Source organism: Saccharopolyspora hirsuta (assembly GCF_008630535.1).
In the GTDB taxonomy this organism is placed as follows: domain Bacteria; phylum Actinomycetota; class Actinomycetes; order Mycobacteriales; family Pseudonocardiaceae; genus Saccharopolyspora; species Saccharopolyspora hirsuta.
The window spans coordinates 1-12,820 of sequence record NZ_VWPH01000012.1 but is presented as its reverse complement, the minus strand read 5'-3'; the positions used below and the strand labels follow the sequence as shown (position 1 = coordinate 12,820).

Genomic DNA, 12,820 nt, shown 5'->3' with positions numbered 1-12,820 from the left:
AACACCGTTACGCACTCACGACCGATCACGCCGGGCGGAAGGCGCGGAGCGTGGCTTCCACCAGGGCGTCGGCGAAGGCGTCGTCGAGCGGGCGCGAGCGCTCCAGCCAGCGCTGGGTCAACGGCGCGTAGAGGAAGTCCAGGACGAGGTCCAGGTCTGCGTCGGCGTCGAGCTGGCCCGCGCGCTGCGCGCTGCGCAGGCGCTGCTTCTTCGCCTCGCGCATCGGCGCTTCCATCTTCTCCCGGTAGATCGCCGCCAGGTCCGGGTCGTTGATGATCTCGGTCTGCAGCGCCCGGATCGGCGCTTCGAACTCGGCATCGGCGAACTCGGCCGCGGTCGCGCGCAGCACGGTCTTGAGGTCGGCTTCGAGATCGCCGGTGTCGGGCAGCTCGATGCCGCGCTCGCCCTCGCTCAGGGCGAGGATCGAGTCGAAGACGACCGCGCCCTTCGAGGGCCACCAGCGGTAGATCGTCTGCTTGCCGACCCCGGCCCGGGCCGCGATCGCCTCGATCGTCAGCTTGGCGTAGCCGACCTCGCTGACCAGCTCGCGCGCTGCGGTCAGGATCGCCAGCCTCGACCGCTCGCTGCGGCGGGTGCTGTTGGGGCGCTTCTCCGGTGGCACGCGACCAGCCTAACCCGAAACGAGACGTTCCGTCTTGACAAGCCGTGGGGCTCGGCGCATGCTGGCCCTCAGAACGAGACGGACCGTCTCGTCTCGATAGGAGGCACTGCATGCGAGAACCCCGCACCTGGTTCATCACCGGCGCCGCCCGCGGACTCGGCCGGGCGTTCACCGAAGCGGCCCTGGCGGCAGGCGATCAGGTCGTCGGCATCGCTCGTGACGTCGCGCCGCTGGACGAGCTGGTCGCGACCAGCGGCGGCGGCCTGGTCGCCTTCCCCCTGGACGTCTCCGACCGCGCTGCGGTCTTCGCGGGCGTCGAGCGGGCGGTGGCCGCGTTCGGGCGGCTGGACGTCGTGGTCAACAACGCCGGGGGCTCCTTCCTCGGCATGATCGAGGAGGTCACCGAGGAGCAGGCCCGCGCGCACCTGGACACCAACTTCTTCGGCGCGCTGTGGGTCAGCCAGGCGGTGGTGCCCCACCTGCGAGCGCAGGGATCGGGCCACATCCTCGCGGTCTCGTCGATGGGCCCGTTCGGCGGCTTCGCGGCGGCGGGGCTCTACGGAGCGGGCAAGGCGGCCCTCGACTCGATGAGCGAAGCGCTAGCGATGGAGGTGGAGCGCTTCGGCATCAAGGTGACCATCCTCGGCCCGGGCGGCTACCGCACCGACCTGTTCACCCGAGGCCTGACCACGACAGAAGAGCACGAGGCCTACGCCCCGCTGCGCGAGTGGCTGCAAACCCTGTGGACGGAGTCGGAGGACTTCGACCCGGCGAAGGCGGCCGAAGTGGTCCTGGAGGTGGTGAACATGCCGGAACCCCCGAAGCGCCTGATCCTCGGCAGCGCGGCCTACGACATGGTCGCCGAGATGAACCGATCCCTGACCGAAGAACTGGCCAAGTGGGAACCCCTCAGCAGAAAAGCCGAGTAACCCCGAAACCAAAAGCCCGCCCCCACCCCCGATCGCACGGCCGAAGCCACGGTTCAGCCTGCGCGGGGACCATGACCTGCCAAAACAATCCCCACAACCAAAGCAGAGGCGGTGAGGTGAGCGCATGAGTCGACCACCGTCAGAACCGGCAGCCGCAAGGCGAGGAAAAGCGGTGAGGGGAAGTCGATAAATCGGCCGTCGTCAGGCAAGCGGCGAAGCCGCTTTCGGCGGTGGACAGCGACCGCGACGGGCGACCGGCACCGATCGGAAGGTCGTCGCATGCGCCGCCAGGCGCATAGCCCACCCTCGCAGCTTGCACCGCCGCGGGTTCTCAGCGTTCGCCTGGCGAGGACGGCCCGGCTGCCGTGTATTGGCATACATAAAGCCGGGCACCCGCAGTCCAGGCGGGCGCTGAGGTTCCGCTACCCGCACCGCCACGCGAACCAACCACTGGAAACCCACAAAAAACGGAGCCCCCACCGCTGGGGGCTTGCGGTGGGGGCTCCGAGAGGAGTGGAGCACGTGCCGTGTCGGGGGTACGACACGTACTCCTCGCCGACCGGCTCAGCCGGTCGACCAGATCACTTGATGTCGAGCTGCTGGCCCGGGAAGATCAGGTTCGGGTCGCTGATGATGCTCGAGTTGCGCTCGGCGATCTGCTGGTAGCTGACGCCGAACTTCTCGCCGATCTTGCTCAGCGTGTCGCCCAGCTGGACCGTGTAGTCCCCGCCGCCGGTCTTCACCTGCGGCTTCGGGGTGGTCTTCTTGGTCTGGGTCTTGGTCTCGGTCTTGCTGGTGACCTTCTTCTGGGTCACCTTGGTGCTCGTCTTGGTGGTGCCGCTGGCCCAGTTGGTCTTCGACGTGCAGCCCGGCCACGCGTTGGGGCCCTGCGCGGCGAGGACCTTCTCGGCCACCGCGATCTGCTGCTCGCGGGTCGCCTGGTGGGCGCTGCTGGCGTACTGGGTACCACCGAAGGCGGCCCAGGTGGACTGGCTGAACTGCAGCCCGCCGTAGTAGCCGTTGCCGGTGTTGATGCTCCAGTTACCGCTGCTCTCGCACTGCGCGAGGGTGTCCCAGTCGGCGGCGTTGGCCATCGGGGCGATCGCGATCGGGGACGCGACCACCGCGCCGGCGACGGCGACGCGAGCAACGGTGCGGCTGGTATTCGAAGGCTTGCGGTGCTTGCCCTTGTAGCGAGCCATGATCCTCTCTCCTGCCGCGCCTGCGAGGTGAGCTGTCGGGTTCGGGCTGAGAGGCAGCCCGGCCGGCTCGGGGGAACCGGCTTCACCCCTAGGGCTTCGGGGAGCCCGGTGGTTGGGTCCCCCGCCCCTGTCCGGTGTTTCTCGTTTCGGGGGTCGGAAGCCCGCCGGACAGGGTTCGGCGCTGCGGGCTTCCCGCTCTTTGCTGATCGGTTCGGGGCCGACCGAGGAGCGACACTACGTAACCAACGGGGAGATCCCAAATCTTCGCCCATGTGACGCTGGTCACGTAACAAGTGGGGCGGGTGCTCCGATCCGAGGTGTTTTTGCTGATCAGAGCGTTGTTATCAAGTCGTTTCCTTGTCGAGATCGATCACCGTCGGTGAGGCGTGGGTCACCACATTGCTCCCCTCCGGCAACCCCCGTCGCACTAGTTCGCGCCACCCGGAGGGGTGGTGTCACGCCTCGGGCAGGCGTGCGCGGGCGTGCGAGGCCGATCACGAACAAGGTTCGCATCGGCGCGGAGGGTAGCGATCTGCGTCGCCGGATCAGGAGCCCTTAAGGCTGTCGAAGGACGCGGTTCCGAAGTCAAGATCGACATGGCCGTCGTCGAGACCGAAATGTCACCTGAAAGGGCATGTACGACACGCCGGGGAATGTTGTATTCGCGCACGCGCGCGCCCGCACGCGTGCGCAGTAATAAGGTGCCCGGTCCTCGCGGTTCAGCCGCCCGCGAACGGCGGCAGGACGTCCAGCGTGGCCTCGGCGGGCACCTCGGCCCGGCGGTCCCGGACGGCCACGCCGTCGAGCAGGAAGCTGCAGGCGGGAAGCACCTTCGCCAGCCCCTCGTCGTGCAGGTCCAGCACCGCCGCGATGACGTCCGAGACGGTCACCGGTGTCGCCAGGCGCACCGTCTCCTCCGGGACCCCGGCAGCGGCGCGCGCGCCCGCGAAGTACCGCACCTGCACCGCAACCGTGTCGACCTGGTCCGGCACCGCCGTCATCGGCTCACCCTCCGATAGCGCTCATCGGCCGGGACGGCTGCGCGAACTCGCCCGAGTCCATGCCGTGCCCGGCGGCCTTGGCCCACATGGTGCCCTGCCAGAGCCGGACCAGTTCCGCGTCGTCGGCGCCGGCGCGCATCGGCCCCCGCAGGTCCGTCTCCGTGGTGGAGAACAGGCACGAGCGGAGCTGGCCGTCCGCGGTCAGCCGGGTGCGGTCGCAGGCCGCGCAGAACGGCCGGGTGACCGACGCGATCACGCCCACGGTGGCGGGCCCGCCGTCGACCAGCCAGCGCTCGGCCGGTGCGGAGCCGCGCTCGGCGACGTCCGGGCTGAGGCTGAACTCGGCGCTGAGCCGGTCCAGGATCTCCTCGGCGGTGATCATCTGCGAGCGGTCCCACTCGTGCTGCGCGTCCAGCGGCATCTGCTCGATGAACCGCAGCTGGTAGCCGTGCTCGATGCAGTAGCGCAGCAGGTCGGCGGCCTCGTGGTCGTTGATCCCGCGCATCAGCACCGCGTTGACCTTGACCGGCTCCAGCCGCATCCGCTTGGCCGCGGCCAGCCCGGCGAGCACGTCGTCCAGCCGGTCGCGCCTGGTCAGCCGCTTGAAGACGTCGCGGTCGAGGGTGTCCAGCGAGACGTTGACCCGGTTCAGCCCGGCGCGGACCAGCGGTTCGGCGTAGTCGCCGAGGTTGATCCCGTTGGTGGTCAGCGAGGTCTTCGGGCTGCCGGACAGCGCGGCGGTGGCGCCGATGATGTCCACCAGGTCCTGCCGCAGCAGCGGTTCGCCGCCGGTGAAGCGGACCGCGGTCACCCCGAGCTCCTCCACGGCGATGCGGATCAGCCGGTTCATCTCGGCGGTGTCGAGCAGCTCGGCGCGCTTGAGCCAGGGCAGGCCCTCGGCGGGCATGCAGTAGGTGCAGCGCAGGTTGCACTTGTCGATGAGGGACACGCGCAGATCGGTGGCGATCCGCCCGAACCGGTCCACCAGCTGCGGGGTGTCCGGCCGTGCGGACGTGTCGATCGTGCGGCGCACGAACGGGATTCCCAGGTCCACCGCGGTCACCCCACGACCCTAACCCGCCGGACCGACGAATTTCGATCGCGGGAAGGCATTTGTGCGGAACAGCCGATGGCCTCCTGCGCTGCGGGATTCCGGGTAGGAGGAACGCACGAAGCCGGTTAACGATCCGGATTCGCGGTCGGTCCACCCTGGATCGTGCCGCAGTTGCGGAAGTATCGTCCTCGGCGTGCCGCAATATCGGATCGCCGAGGCCGCCGGGCTGCTCGGCGTCAGCGACGACACGGTGCGCCGGTGGGTCGACGGCGGGCAGCTGCGCGCGCAGCGGGACGCCTCCGGGCGGCTCGTCGTGGACGGCGCCGAGCTCGCCGAGTTCGCCCGCGACCAGGCGCGCTCCACGCCCGACCCGTCCGGCGTCGGCCGCTCGGCCCGCAACCGGCTGGTCGGGCTGGTCACCGAGGTGGTCTCGGACCGGGTGATGTCCCAGGTGGAGATGCAGTGCGGGCCGCACCGGGTGGTGTCGCTGATGAGCACCGAGGCGGTCCGCGAGCTCGGGCTGCGGCCGGGGGTGTTGGCGGTGGCGGTGGTCAAGTCGACCAACGTCGTGGTGGAGACGCCGGGAGAGGCATGATGTCGAAGCTCAAGATGATCGCCGGGGCGGTGCTGGCGCTGGTGCTGCTCGCCGGGTGCGGGCAGGCCGGGTCCGAGCAGCAGCGCACGCTGACCGTGCTGGCCGCGGCGTCGCTGACCGAGTCCTTCGACGAGCTGGGCGCCCGGTTCACCGCCGAGCACCCGGACGTGCGGGTGCAGTTCGACTACCAGGGCTCGTCGACGCTGGCCGAGCAGATCGAGCAGGGGCGACCGGCGGACGTCTTCGCCTCGGCGGACGAGAAGAACATGGACAAGGTGCGCGACCTCGTCGGCGGGCCGCAGACCTTCGCCACCAACCAGCTGACGATCGTGGTCCCGCCCGGCAACCCGGCGAAGATCACCTCGCTGGCCGACCTGTCCGGCGACCGCGCCGTCGTGGTGTGCGCGCCGCAGGTGCCGTGCGGTTCGGCGACGAAGAAGGTGACGCAGGCGGCCGGGGTGCAGGTCGAGCCGGTCAGCGAGGAGAACGACGTCAAGTCGGTGCTGCAGAAGGTCGTCGCGGGCGAGGCCGACGCCGGGCTGGTGTACGTCACCGACGCGAAGGCTGCCGGGGATCGGGTCCAGGTGGTCGACTTCCCGGAGGCGCAGCAGGCGGTCAACAGCTATCCGATCGCGACCGTCAACGGCGCCCCCGAGCCGGAGCTGGCGGCCCAGTTCGTCGAGTTCGCGCGCGGTCCCGTCGGCCGCGAGATCCTCGCCGCGCACGGCTTCGGAACCCCGTGACTCCGCCGCAACTTCCATTGAATTCGAAGACTCGATTTCAATGGAAATCACGTCGCCGATTTCCATTGAAATCGCACTCGACCCAGGTCCCGGTGGTGCTGTGGGTGCCCGCGGTGCTGGCGCTGGCGCTCGTCGTGCTGCCCGTCCTCGGGCTGCTGACCAGGGTGGACCCGGCCGAGCTGCCGGGACTCCTGCTCAGCCCGGCCGCGCTCGACGCGCTCCGGCTGTCGGTGGTCACCGGCCTCATCTCCACCGGCCTGTCGCTGCTGCTCGGCGGCCCGCTCGCGCTGGTGCTGGCGAGATCCCGGATGCGCGGACTGCGCGTGCTGCGCGCCTTCGTGCTGCTGCCGCTGGTCCTGCCGCCGGTGGTCGGCGGGCTGGCCCTGCTCTACCTGCTCGGCCGCACCGGACCTCTCGGGCAGCTGCTCGACGTCGTGGGCATCCGCCTGCCGTACACCACGACGGCCGTGGTGCTGGCCCAGACGTTCGTCGCGATGCCGTTCCTGGTCGTCGGGCTGGAGGGCGCGCTGCGCACGGCGGGCGGGAAGTACGAGCAGGTCGCCGCGACGCTGGGCGCCGGGCCGTGGTTGACCTTCCGGCGGGTGACCGTGCCGCTGCTGCTGCCCGCGCTCGGGTCGAGCCTCGTGCTGACCTTCGCGCGCGCGTTGGGCGAGTTCGGCGCGACGATCACCTTCGCCGGTAGCTTGCAGGGCACCACCCGGACCCTGCCGCTGGCCATCTACACCACCGCGCAGTCCGATGTGGACGCTGCGGTGGCGATGTCGTTGCTGCTGGTGGTGGTGGCCCTCGTGGTGATCGTGGTGGCCCGGCCCAAGGCGGTGGAGGGACGGCTGTGAGCGGGTTGCGGACCGACGTCGAGCTCCGCCGGGCGGAGTTCGCGCTGCGCGCCGAGCTGGCGGTCGCGCCCGGCGAGGTGCTGGCGGTGCTCGGGCCGAACGGGGCGGGCAAGTCGACCCTGCTGTCGGTGCTGGCCGGGCAGCTGGTGCCGGACCGGGGGCGGGTCGAGCTGGACGGCGTGCCGTGGCTGGACACCGAGCGCGGGATCGCGGTGCCGACGCACCGCCGGGGTGTCGGGCTGCTCGCCCAGAACCCGCTGCTGTTCCCGAACCTCACGGCGCTGGAGAACGTGGCCTTCGGTCCGCGCGCGGCCGGGGTCGGCAAGGCTGAGGCGCGGGAGATCGCCGCGCACTGGCTGTCCGAAGTGGACGTCGCCGAGCTCGCCGGCCGGCGCCCCGGGCAGCTCTCCGGCGGCCAGGCGCAGCGCGTCGCGCTGGCCCGCGCCCTGGCGGCCGACCCGAAGCTGCTGCTGCTCGACGAGCCGCTGGCCGCGCTCGACGTGGACGCCGCCCCGGCGATGCGCGGCCTGCTGCACCAGGTCCTCAGGCGTCAGGACAAGCCGACCGTGCTGGTCACCCACGACGTGCTGGACGCGGTCGTGCTCGCCGACCGGCTGGTGGTGCTGCTCGACGGCTGCATCGTCGAGCAGGGGCCGACCCGCGAAGTGCTGTCCCGGCCGAAGGAACCGTTCACCGCGCGGGTCGCCGGGCTCAACCTGGTGCCCGGGGTGGCGCGGGACGGCGGGGTCGAGTTCGGCGATACCGTGCTCAGCGGCCGGGTCGCGGAGGACGTGGACCAGGGGGAACCGGCCGCGGCGGTGTTCGCGCCCGCCGCGGTGGCGGTGCACCGCGAGCCGCCGGGCGGCAGCCCGCGCAACGCGCTCCCGGTGCGGCTGGCCGGGCTGGAGCCGCGCGGCGACGTCGTGCGGGTGCGCGGCGTGGTGCGGGACTGCTCGCTGGCCGCGGACATCACCCCGGCGGCCGTCGCCGACCTGCGGCTGACCACCGACGACGAGGTGTGGTTCGCGGTCAAGGCCGCTGAGGTAGCAATCCACCCGCTATCCGGAGGATCATCTGGGGCGTGACTGAGCCATCCCCCTGGACCTACCTGATGGACATGGACGGCGTGCTCGTGCACGAGGAGCACATGGTGCCCGGCGCGGACGCCCTGCTGGCGGCGCTGCGGGAGAACGACGTCCCGTTCATGGTCTTCACCAACAACTCGATCTACACCCCGCGCGACCTGCGGGCCCGGCTGCTGCGCACCGGGCTGGACGTCCCGGAGGAGGCGATCTGGACCTCGGCGCTGGCCACCGCGCAGTTCCTGGAGAACCAGCGCCCGGGCGGCTCGGCCTACGTGGTCGGCGAGTCCGGGCTGACCACGGCGCTGCACAACATCGGCTACGTGCTCACCGACCGCGACCCGGACTACGTCATCCTCGGCGAGACCCGCACCTACAGCTTCGAGGCGATCACCAAGGCGATCCGGCTGGTCGAGGGCGGGGCGCGGTTCATCGCCACGAACCCGGACGAGAAGGGCCCGAGCCGCGAGGGCACGCTTCCGGCCACCGGCGCGGTCGCCGCGCTGATCGAGCGGGTCACCGGGCGCGCGCCGTACTACGTGGGCAAGCCGAACCCGCTGATGATGCGCTCCGCGCTGCGGCACCTGCGGGTGCACTCGGAGAACACGCTGATGATCGGCGACCGGATGGACACCGACGTGCGGTCGGGCCTGGAGTCGGGGCTCAAGACGATCCTGGTGCTATCCGGGATCTCCGACGAGAGCACCGCCGAGCTGTTCCCGTACCGCCCGACGAAGGTGGTCAACTCCGTCGCCGAGCTGGTCGACAACGTCCTGGACCCGTTCAGCTCGTGACCACCGCGGTGAGTGCGCAGCCCGCCTGCGCACTCACCGGGTGGCGGTCTGGTGCGGGAGGTCGACGGCGATCGCGCTGGTGACGCGGTTGAGCTCGTCGGCCATCCGCTCGGCCGCGTCGCGCACCAGCTCGGCGCGGCGGCTCAGCGAACCGGACCAGTGGCGCTGGGCGGCGGCCAGCCGGTCGAGCAGGTCGGCGTGCAGGCGCAGGCGCTCGACGGCGGGCCAGTCCGCCGTCCCGGGGTGCCGGAAGGCTCGCTCGATGGCTGCTGCGATTCGCTCCAGCTCAAGTTCGGTGATCACGGGCACCCCCAAATCGGCGTTGGGCTGACGTTGGAGAGAGGCACCTGGAGCAGCTCCTCGTACGCCGATGTGCCGAAAGTCACCTGCTGCGCATGAACGCGTACGGGTCGTCAGCGTCCACGATCCGCTTGCCGAGCGGCATCAGCGAGACCGGGACCAGCTTGAAGTTGGCGATGCCCAGCGGGATGCCGATGATCGTGATGCACTGCGCGATGCCCGTGAGGATGTGGCCGAGCGCCAGCCACCACCCGGCGAGCACCAGCCACAGGATGTTGCCGATGCCCGCCATCGCGCCCGAGGACGGCTCGTCCACCAGCCGTCGGCCGAAGGGCCACAGCGCGAAGTTCGCCATCCGGAACGAGGCGATCGCGAACGGGATGCCGATGATCGTGATGGCCAGCAGGATCCCGGCGAAGGCGTACCCCAGGGCCATCAGCAGGCCCCCGAACACCAGCCAGATGACGTTCAGCAACAAGCGCATGCCCCCACCGTGCCAGTTCCCGGCGCGGAGCGAATCAGGGGAACCCCGGAGGGCGCGGGTGGTCGTGAGTGGCAAGACCGGCTCCAGCCGGTTTTGCCACTCACGACCATCAGACCAGGAGGTCGCCGCTGAGGACGGTGACGGCTCGGCCGCGGAGGCCGACGCGGTCGCCGCGCAGGGCCATGCGGACGGTGCCGCCGCGGGCGGAGGCCTGCTCGCCGACGAAGTCGGAGTTCCGCGGATCGCGGTGGAGCCGCTCCGCCCACCACGTCGCCAGCGTGCAGTGCGCGGAGCCGGTCACCGGGTCCTCCTGGATGCCGACCTGCGGGGAGAACACCCGGCTGACGAAGTCGACGCCCGGCCTGTCGCCGGGAGCCGTGACGATCACGCCGCGGGACGGGACGGTGGCCAGCGCCGTGAAGTCCGGCCGCACCGCGCGGACCTCGGCAGCCGAGGCGGCCAGCACGAGCACCTTCGTGGCGGCCTGAGCGGTCGCCTCGACGGTGATGCCGGGGAGTCCGGCGGCGATCGCCTCGGGCGGCTCCACCGGCTCGGCCCGGTCGGCGGGGAAGTCCATCCCGATCCAGCCGTCGGGCAGCGCGGTGCAGGTCAGCACGCCGCTGCGGGTGTCGAACCGCTGGTCGCCGCCGAGCACGTGCGCGGTCGCCAGGGTCGCGTGCCCGCACAGCGGGACCTCGGTGGTCGGGGTGAACCAGCGCAGCGGCTTCGGCTCGTCCGGCGGGCCGCCGACCACGACGAACGCGGTCTCGGAGTGCCGCAGCTCGGCGGCCACCGACTGCATCCACGCGGGATCGGCGGGGGAGTCCAGCAGCACGACCCCGGCGGGGTTCCCGGCGAAGGCGGTGTCGGTGAAGGCGTCCACGACGAAAGCACGCACCCCCGAACCCTACGAGGACCCGGGGACCTGCCGCCCGCGGATGCGATTTCACTGAGGTTTTTCCAACCTCGTTCTGGGTGGCGGTGCGGGTGGCGGAACCTCAGCGCCCGCCTGGACTCCGGGGTCCCTGACTTATGTATGACCGATACACGGCGTCAGGGCCGTCCTCGCCAGGCGAACGCTGAGAACCCGCGGCGGTGCGAGTTGCGAGGGTGGGTTATGCGCCTGGCGGCGCATGCGGCCCTCGCCGATCGGTGCAGTTCGCCCTTCGCGGCTGCGGTCCACGGGCAGGATGCGATTTCAATGGAAATCGGAGGTCTGATTTCCATTGAAATCGCGTCGGAGCCGCGGTTCGTACCCGCGTTCGGGGGTGGCCCGGGGGTGGTGGACGGGACAAGATGGGTGATCCGTCTCACGTGTTCGTCGGGGAGGTAGTCACCGTGGATGCCGTCCAGCTCAGCTACGACTCGGGTGTGTCGGACGTGCCGCTGCTGGGGGAGACGATCGGGGCGAACCTCGATCGGCTCGCCGCCCGGTTCCCGGAGCGGGACGCCCTGGTGGAGTGCGCCACCGGGCGCCGCTGGACCTACCGGGAGTTCGTGGCCGACGTGGACGCGCTGGCCGTCGGCCTGCTCGACGCCGGGATCGGCAAGGGCGACCGGGTCGGGATCTGGTCGCCGAACCGCGCCGAGTGGACGCTGATCCAGTACGCGACCGCGAAGATCGGCGCGATCCTGGTCAACATCAACCCCGCCTACCGGGCGCACGAGCTGGAGTACGTGCTCAACCAGGCCGGGATCCGGATGCTGGTCTCGGCGAAGTCGTTCAAGTCCTCCGACTACGTCGAGATCGTCGAGCAGGTGCGGCCGAAGTGCGCCGCCCTGGAGCAGGTGGTGTTCCTGGGCGATCCGGAGTGGGAGCGGCTGGCCGGGGCCACCGCGGACCCGCAGCGGCTGGCCGCGGTCGAGCTGTCCGCCGACGACCCGATCAACATCCAGTACACCTCGGGCACCACCGGGTTCCCCAAGGGCGCGACGCTGTCGCACCACAACATCCTGAACAACGGGTTCTTCGTCGGTGAGCTGTGCGGCTACACCGAGGTCGACCGGGTGGCGATCGTGCCGCCGTTCTACCACTGCTTCGGCATGGTGATGGGCAACCTGGCCTGCACCAGCCACGGGGCGGCGATGGTGATCCCGGCGGAGGGCTTCGACCCGGTCGCGGCGCTGTCCGCGGTGGCCGCCGAGCGGTGCACCTCGCTGTACGGGGTGCCCACCATGTTCATCGCCGAGCTGGAGCACCCGGATTTCGACAGCTTCGACCTGTCCTCGCTGCGCACCGGGATCATGGCCGGATCGCCGTGCCCGGTGGAGGTGATGAAGCAGGTCATCGACCGGATGGGGATGCGGGAGGTGTCGATCTGCTACGGCATGACCGAGACCTCGCCGGTGTCCACGCAGACCCGCGCGGACGACTCGCTGGAGCGCCGGGTGTCCACCGTGGGGCGGGTCGGTCCGCACCTGGAGGTCAAGGTCGTCGACCCGGCGACCGGGCTGACGGTGCCGCGCGGCACCCCGGGCGAGCTGTGCACCCGCGGGTACTCGGTGATGCTGGGCTACTGGGAGCAGCCGGACCGCACCGCCGAGGTCATCGACGCGGCCCGCTGGATGCACACCGGCGACCTGGCGGTGATGGACGCCGACGGCTACGTCAGCATCACCGGGCGGATCAAGGACATGGTCATCCGCGGCGGCGAGAACATCTACCCGCGCGAGATCGAGGAGTTCCTCTACACCCACCCCGACGTGGTGGACGCGCAGGTCATCGGGGTTCCGGACGCGCGCTACGGCGAGGAGCTGATGGCCTGGGTCCGGCTTCGGGAGGGTGCGGAGGAGCTGACCGCCGAGGCGCTGCGGGAGTTCTGCACCGGCAAGCTGGCGCACTACAAGATCCCCCGCTACGTGCACGTGGTGAGCGAGTTCCCGATGACGGTCACCGGCAAGATCCGCAAGGTCGAGATGCGCGAGATCGCCAAGGAACTCCTCGACCTCGGCTGAGGGCACCCCGGACCCGTCCGACCCGGGTCCGGGAACCCGCGATTTCAATGAGGTTTTTCCAACCTCGTTCTGCGCGGCGGTGCGGGTGGCGGAACCTCAGCGCCCGCCTGGCTGTGGGTGCCCTGACTGATGTATGACCAATACACGGCGTCAGGGCCGTCCTCGCCAGGCGAACGCTGAGAACCCGCGGCGGTGCGAGTTG

14 protein-coding genes, 1 pseudogene and 1 riboswitch are annotated in these 12,820 nt (G+C 70.6%); of the genes and pseudogenes, 8 read left to right on the top strand and 7 right to left on the bottom strand.

Annotated features, from left to right (window positions below):
* Window positions 1–25: 25 nt before the first annotated feature.
* Window positions 26–622: a TetR/AcrR family transcriptional regulator gene (locus F1721_RS24400; protein WP_211840605.1), complete on the bottom strand. Its 597-nt coding sequence runs from the start codon at window positions 620–622 to the stop codon at window positions 26–28.
* Window positions 623–732: 110 nt separating this feature from the next.
* On the opposite strand from F1721_RS24400, the gene F1721_RS24395 reads away from it, so the two are divergent.
* On the top strand, window positions 733–1,551 hold the full coding sequence (locus F1721_RS24395) for an SDR family NAD(P)-dependent oxidoreductase (RefSeq protein WP_150069115.1): 819 nt from the start codon (window positions 733–735) through the stop codon (window positions 1,549–1,551).
* A gap of 581 nt (window positions 1,552–2,132) precedes the next feature.
* Here the strand turns inward: F1721_RS24395 and F1721_RS24390 are convergent.
* The 3 genes from F1721_RS24390 to moaA form a co-directional block, all read right to left on the bottom strand.
* Window positions 2,133–2,753, bottom strand: a complete 621-nt coding sequence (locus tag F1721_RS24390; protein ID WP_150069114.1) for a transglycosylase family protein — start codon at window positions 2,751–2,753, stop codon at window positions 2,133–2,135.
* Between the two features lies 1 nt (window position 2,754).
* Window positions 2,755–2,900, bottom strand: a riboswitch (cyclic di-AMP (ydaO/yuaA leader).
* 572 nt (window positions 2,901–3,472) lie between these two features.
* Window positions 3,473–3,754, bottom strand: a complete 282-nt coding sequence (locus F1721_RS24385; RefSeq protein ID WP_150069113.1) for a MoaD/ThiS family protein — start codon at window positions 3,752–3,754, stop codon at window positions 3,473–3,475.
* Window positions 3,755–3,758: 4 nt separating this feature from the next.
* Window positions 3,759–4,817, bottom strand: coding sequence for a GTP 3',8-cyclase MoaA (moaA, locus tag F1721_RS24380; protein ID WP_211840604.1), 1,059 nt, complete (start codon window positions 4,815–4,817; stop codon window positions 3,759–3,761).
* Window positions 4,818–5,001: 184 nt separating this feature from the next.
* Between moaA and F1721_RS24375 the strand changes: the two genes are divergently transcribed.
* From F1721_RS24375 to F1721_RS24355, 6 genes and pseudogenes are all read left to right on the top strand, one after another.
* Window positions 5,002–5,403 carry a TOBE domain-containing protein gene (locus F1721_RS24375; protein WP_150069112.1) on the top strand — a complete coding sequence of 134 codons (402 nt, stop codon included), beginning with the start codon at window positions 5,002–5,004 and terminating at the stop codon, window positions 5,401–5,403.
* Entirely contained in the window at window positions 5,400–6,146 is a 747-nt protein-coding gene (gene modA, locus F1721_RS24370) for a molybdate ABC transporter substrate-binding protein (protein ID WP_211840603.1), read from the top strand. Before F1721_RS24375 ends, modA begins: the two co-directional genes overlap by 4 nt.
* 65 nt (window positions 6,147–6,211) lie before the next feature.
* Complete coding sequence (locus tag F1721_RS24365) at window positions 6,212–7,003, top strand: ABC transporter permease (protein WP_150069111.1); 792 nt, start codon at window positions 6,212–6,214, stop codon at window positions 7,001–7,003.
* A gap of 56 nt (window positions 7,004–7,059) precedes the next feature.
* A pseudogene (locus tag F1721_RS35680) lies at window positions 7,060–7,482 on the top strand (ATP-binding cassette domain-containing protein); the annotation flags it as partial.
* Window positions 7,483–7,521: 39 nt separating this feature from the next.
* Window positions 7,522–8,088 carry a TOBE domain-containing protein gene (locus tag F1721_RS35675; RefSeq protein ID WP_425474418.1) on the top strand — a complete coding sequence of 189 codons (567 nt, stop codon included), beginning with the start codon at window positions 7,522–7,524 and terminating at the stop codon, window positions 8,086–8,088.
* 26 nt (window positions 8,089–8,114) lie between these two features.
* The gene (locus tag F1721_RS24355; protein ID WP_211840619.1) at window positions 8,115–8,879 is read left to right on the top strand and encodes an HAD-IIA family hydrolase; all 765 of its coding nucleotides are present in this window, start codon (window positions 8,115–8,117) and stop codon (window positions 8,877–8,879) included.
* Window positions 8,880–8,912: 33 nt separating this feature from the next.
* Here the strand turns inward: F1721_RS24355 and F1721_RS24350 are convergent, their stop codons facing one another.
* The 3 genes from F1721_RS24350 to F1721_RS24340 all read right to left on the bottom strand — a co-directional run bounded on the left by F1721_RS24350 (window position 8,913) and on the right by F1721_RS24340 (window position 10,561).
* Window positions 8,913–9,182, bottom strand: a complete 270-nt coding sequence (locus tag F1721_RS24350) for a hypothetical protein (protein ID WP_246155280.1) — start codon at window positions 9,180–9,182, stop codon at window positions 8,913–8,915.
* Window positions 9,183–9,261: 79 nt separating this feature from the next.
* A complete protein-coding gene (locus F1721_RS24345) occupies window positions 9,262–9,663 on the bottom strand; it encodes a YccF domain-containing protein (RefSeq protein ID WP_211840602.1) in 402 nt (133 codons plus the stop codon).
* A 109-nt stretch (window positions 9,664–9,772) separates the two neighbouring features.
* Window positions 9,773–10,561: a PhzF family phenazine biosynthesis protein gene (locus F1721_RS24340; protein ID WP_150069108.1), complete on the bottom strand. Its 789-nt coding sequence runs from the start codon at window positions 10,559–10,561 to the stop codon at window positions 9,773–9,775.
* A gap of 398 nt (window positions 10,562–10,959) precedes the next feature.
* Here F1721_RS24340 and F1721_RS24335 point away from each other — a divergent pair, with 398 nt between their 5' ends.
* Window positions 10,960–12,618, top strand: a complete 1,659-nt coding sequence (locus F1721_RS24335) for an AMP-binding protein (RefSeq protein ID WP_150069107.1) — start codon at window positions 10,960–10,962, stop codon at window positions 12,616–12,618.
* Window positions 12,619–12,820: the final 202 nt, after the last annotated feature.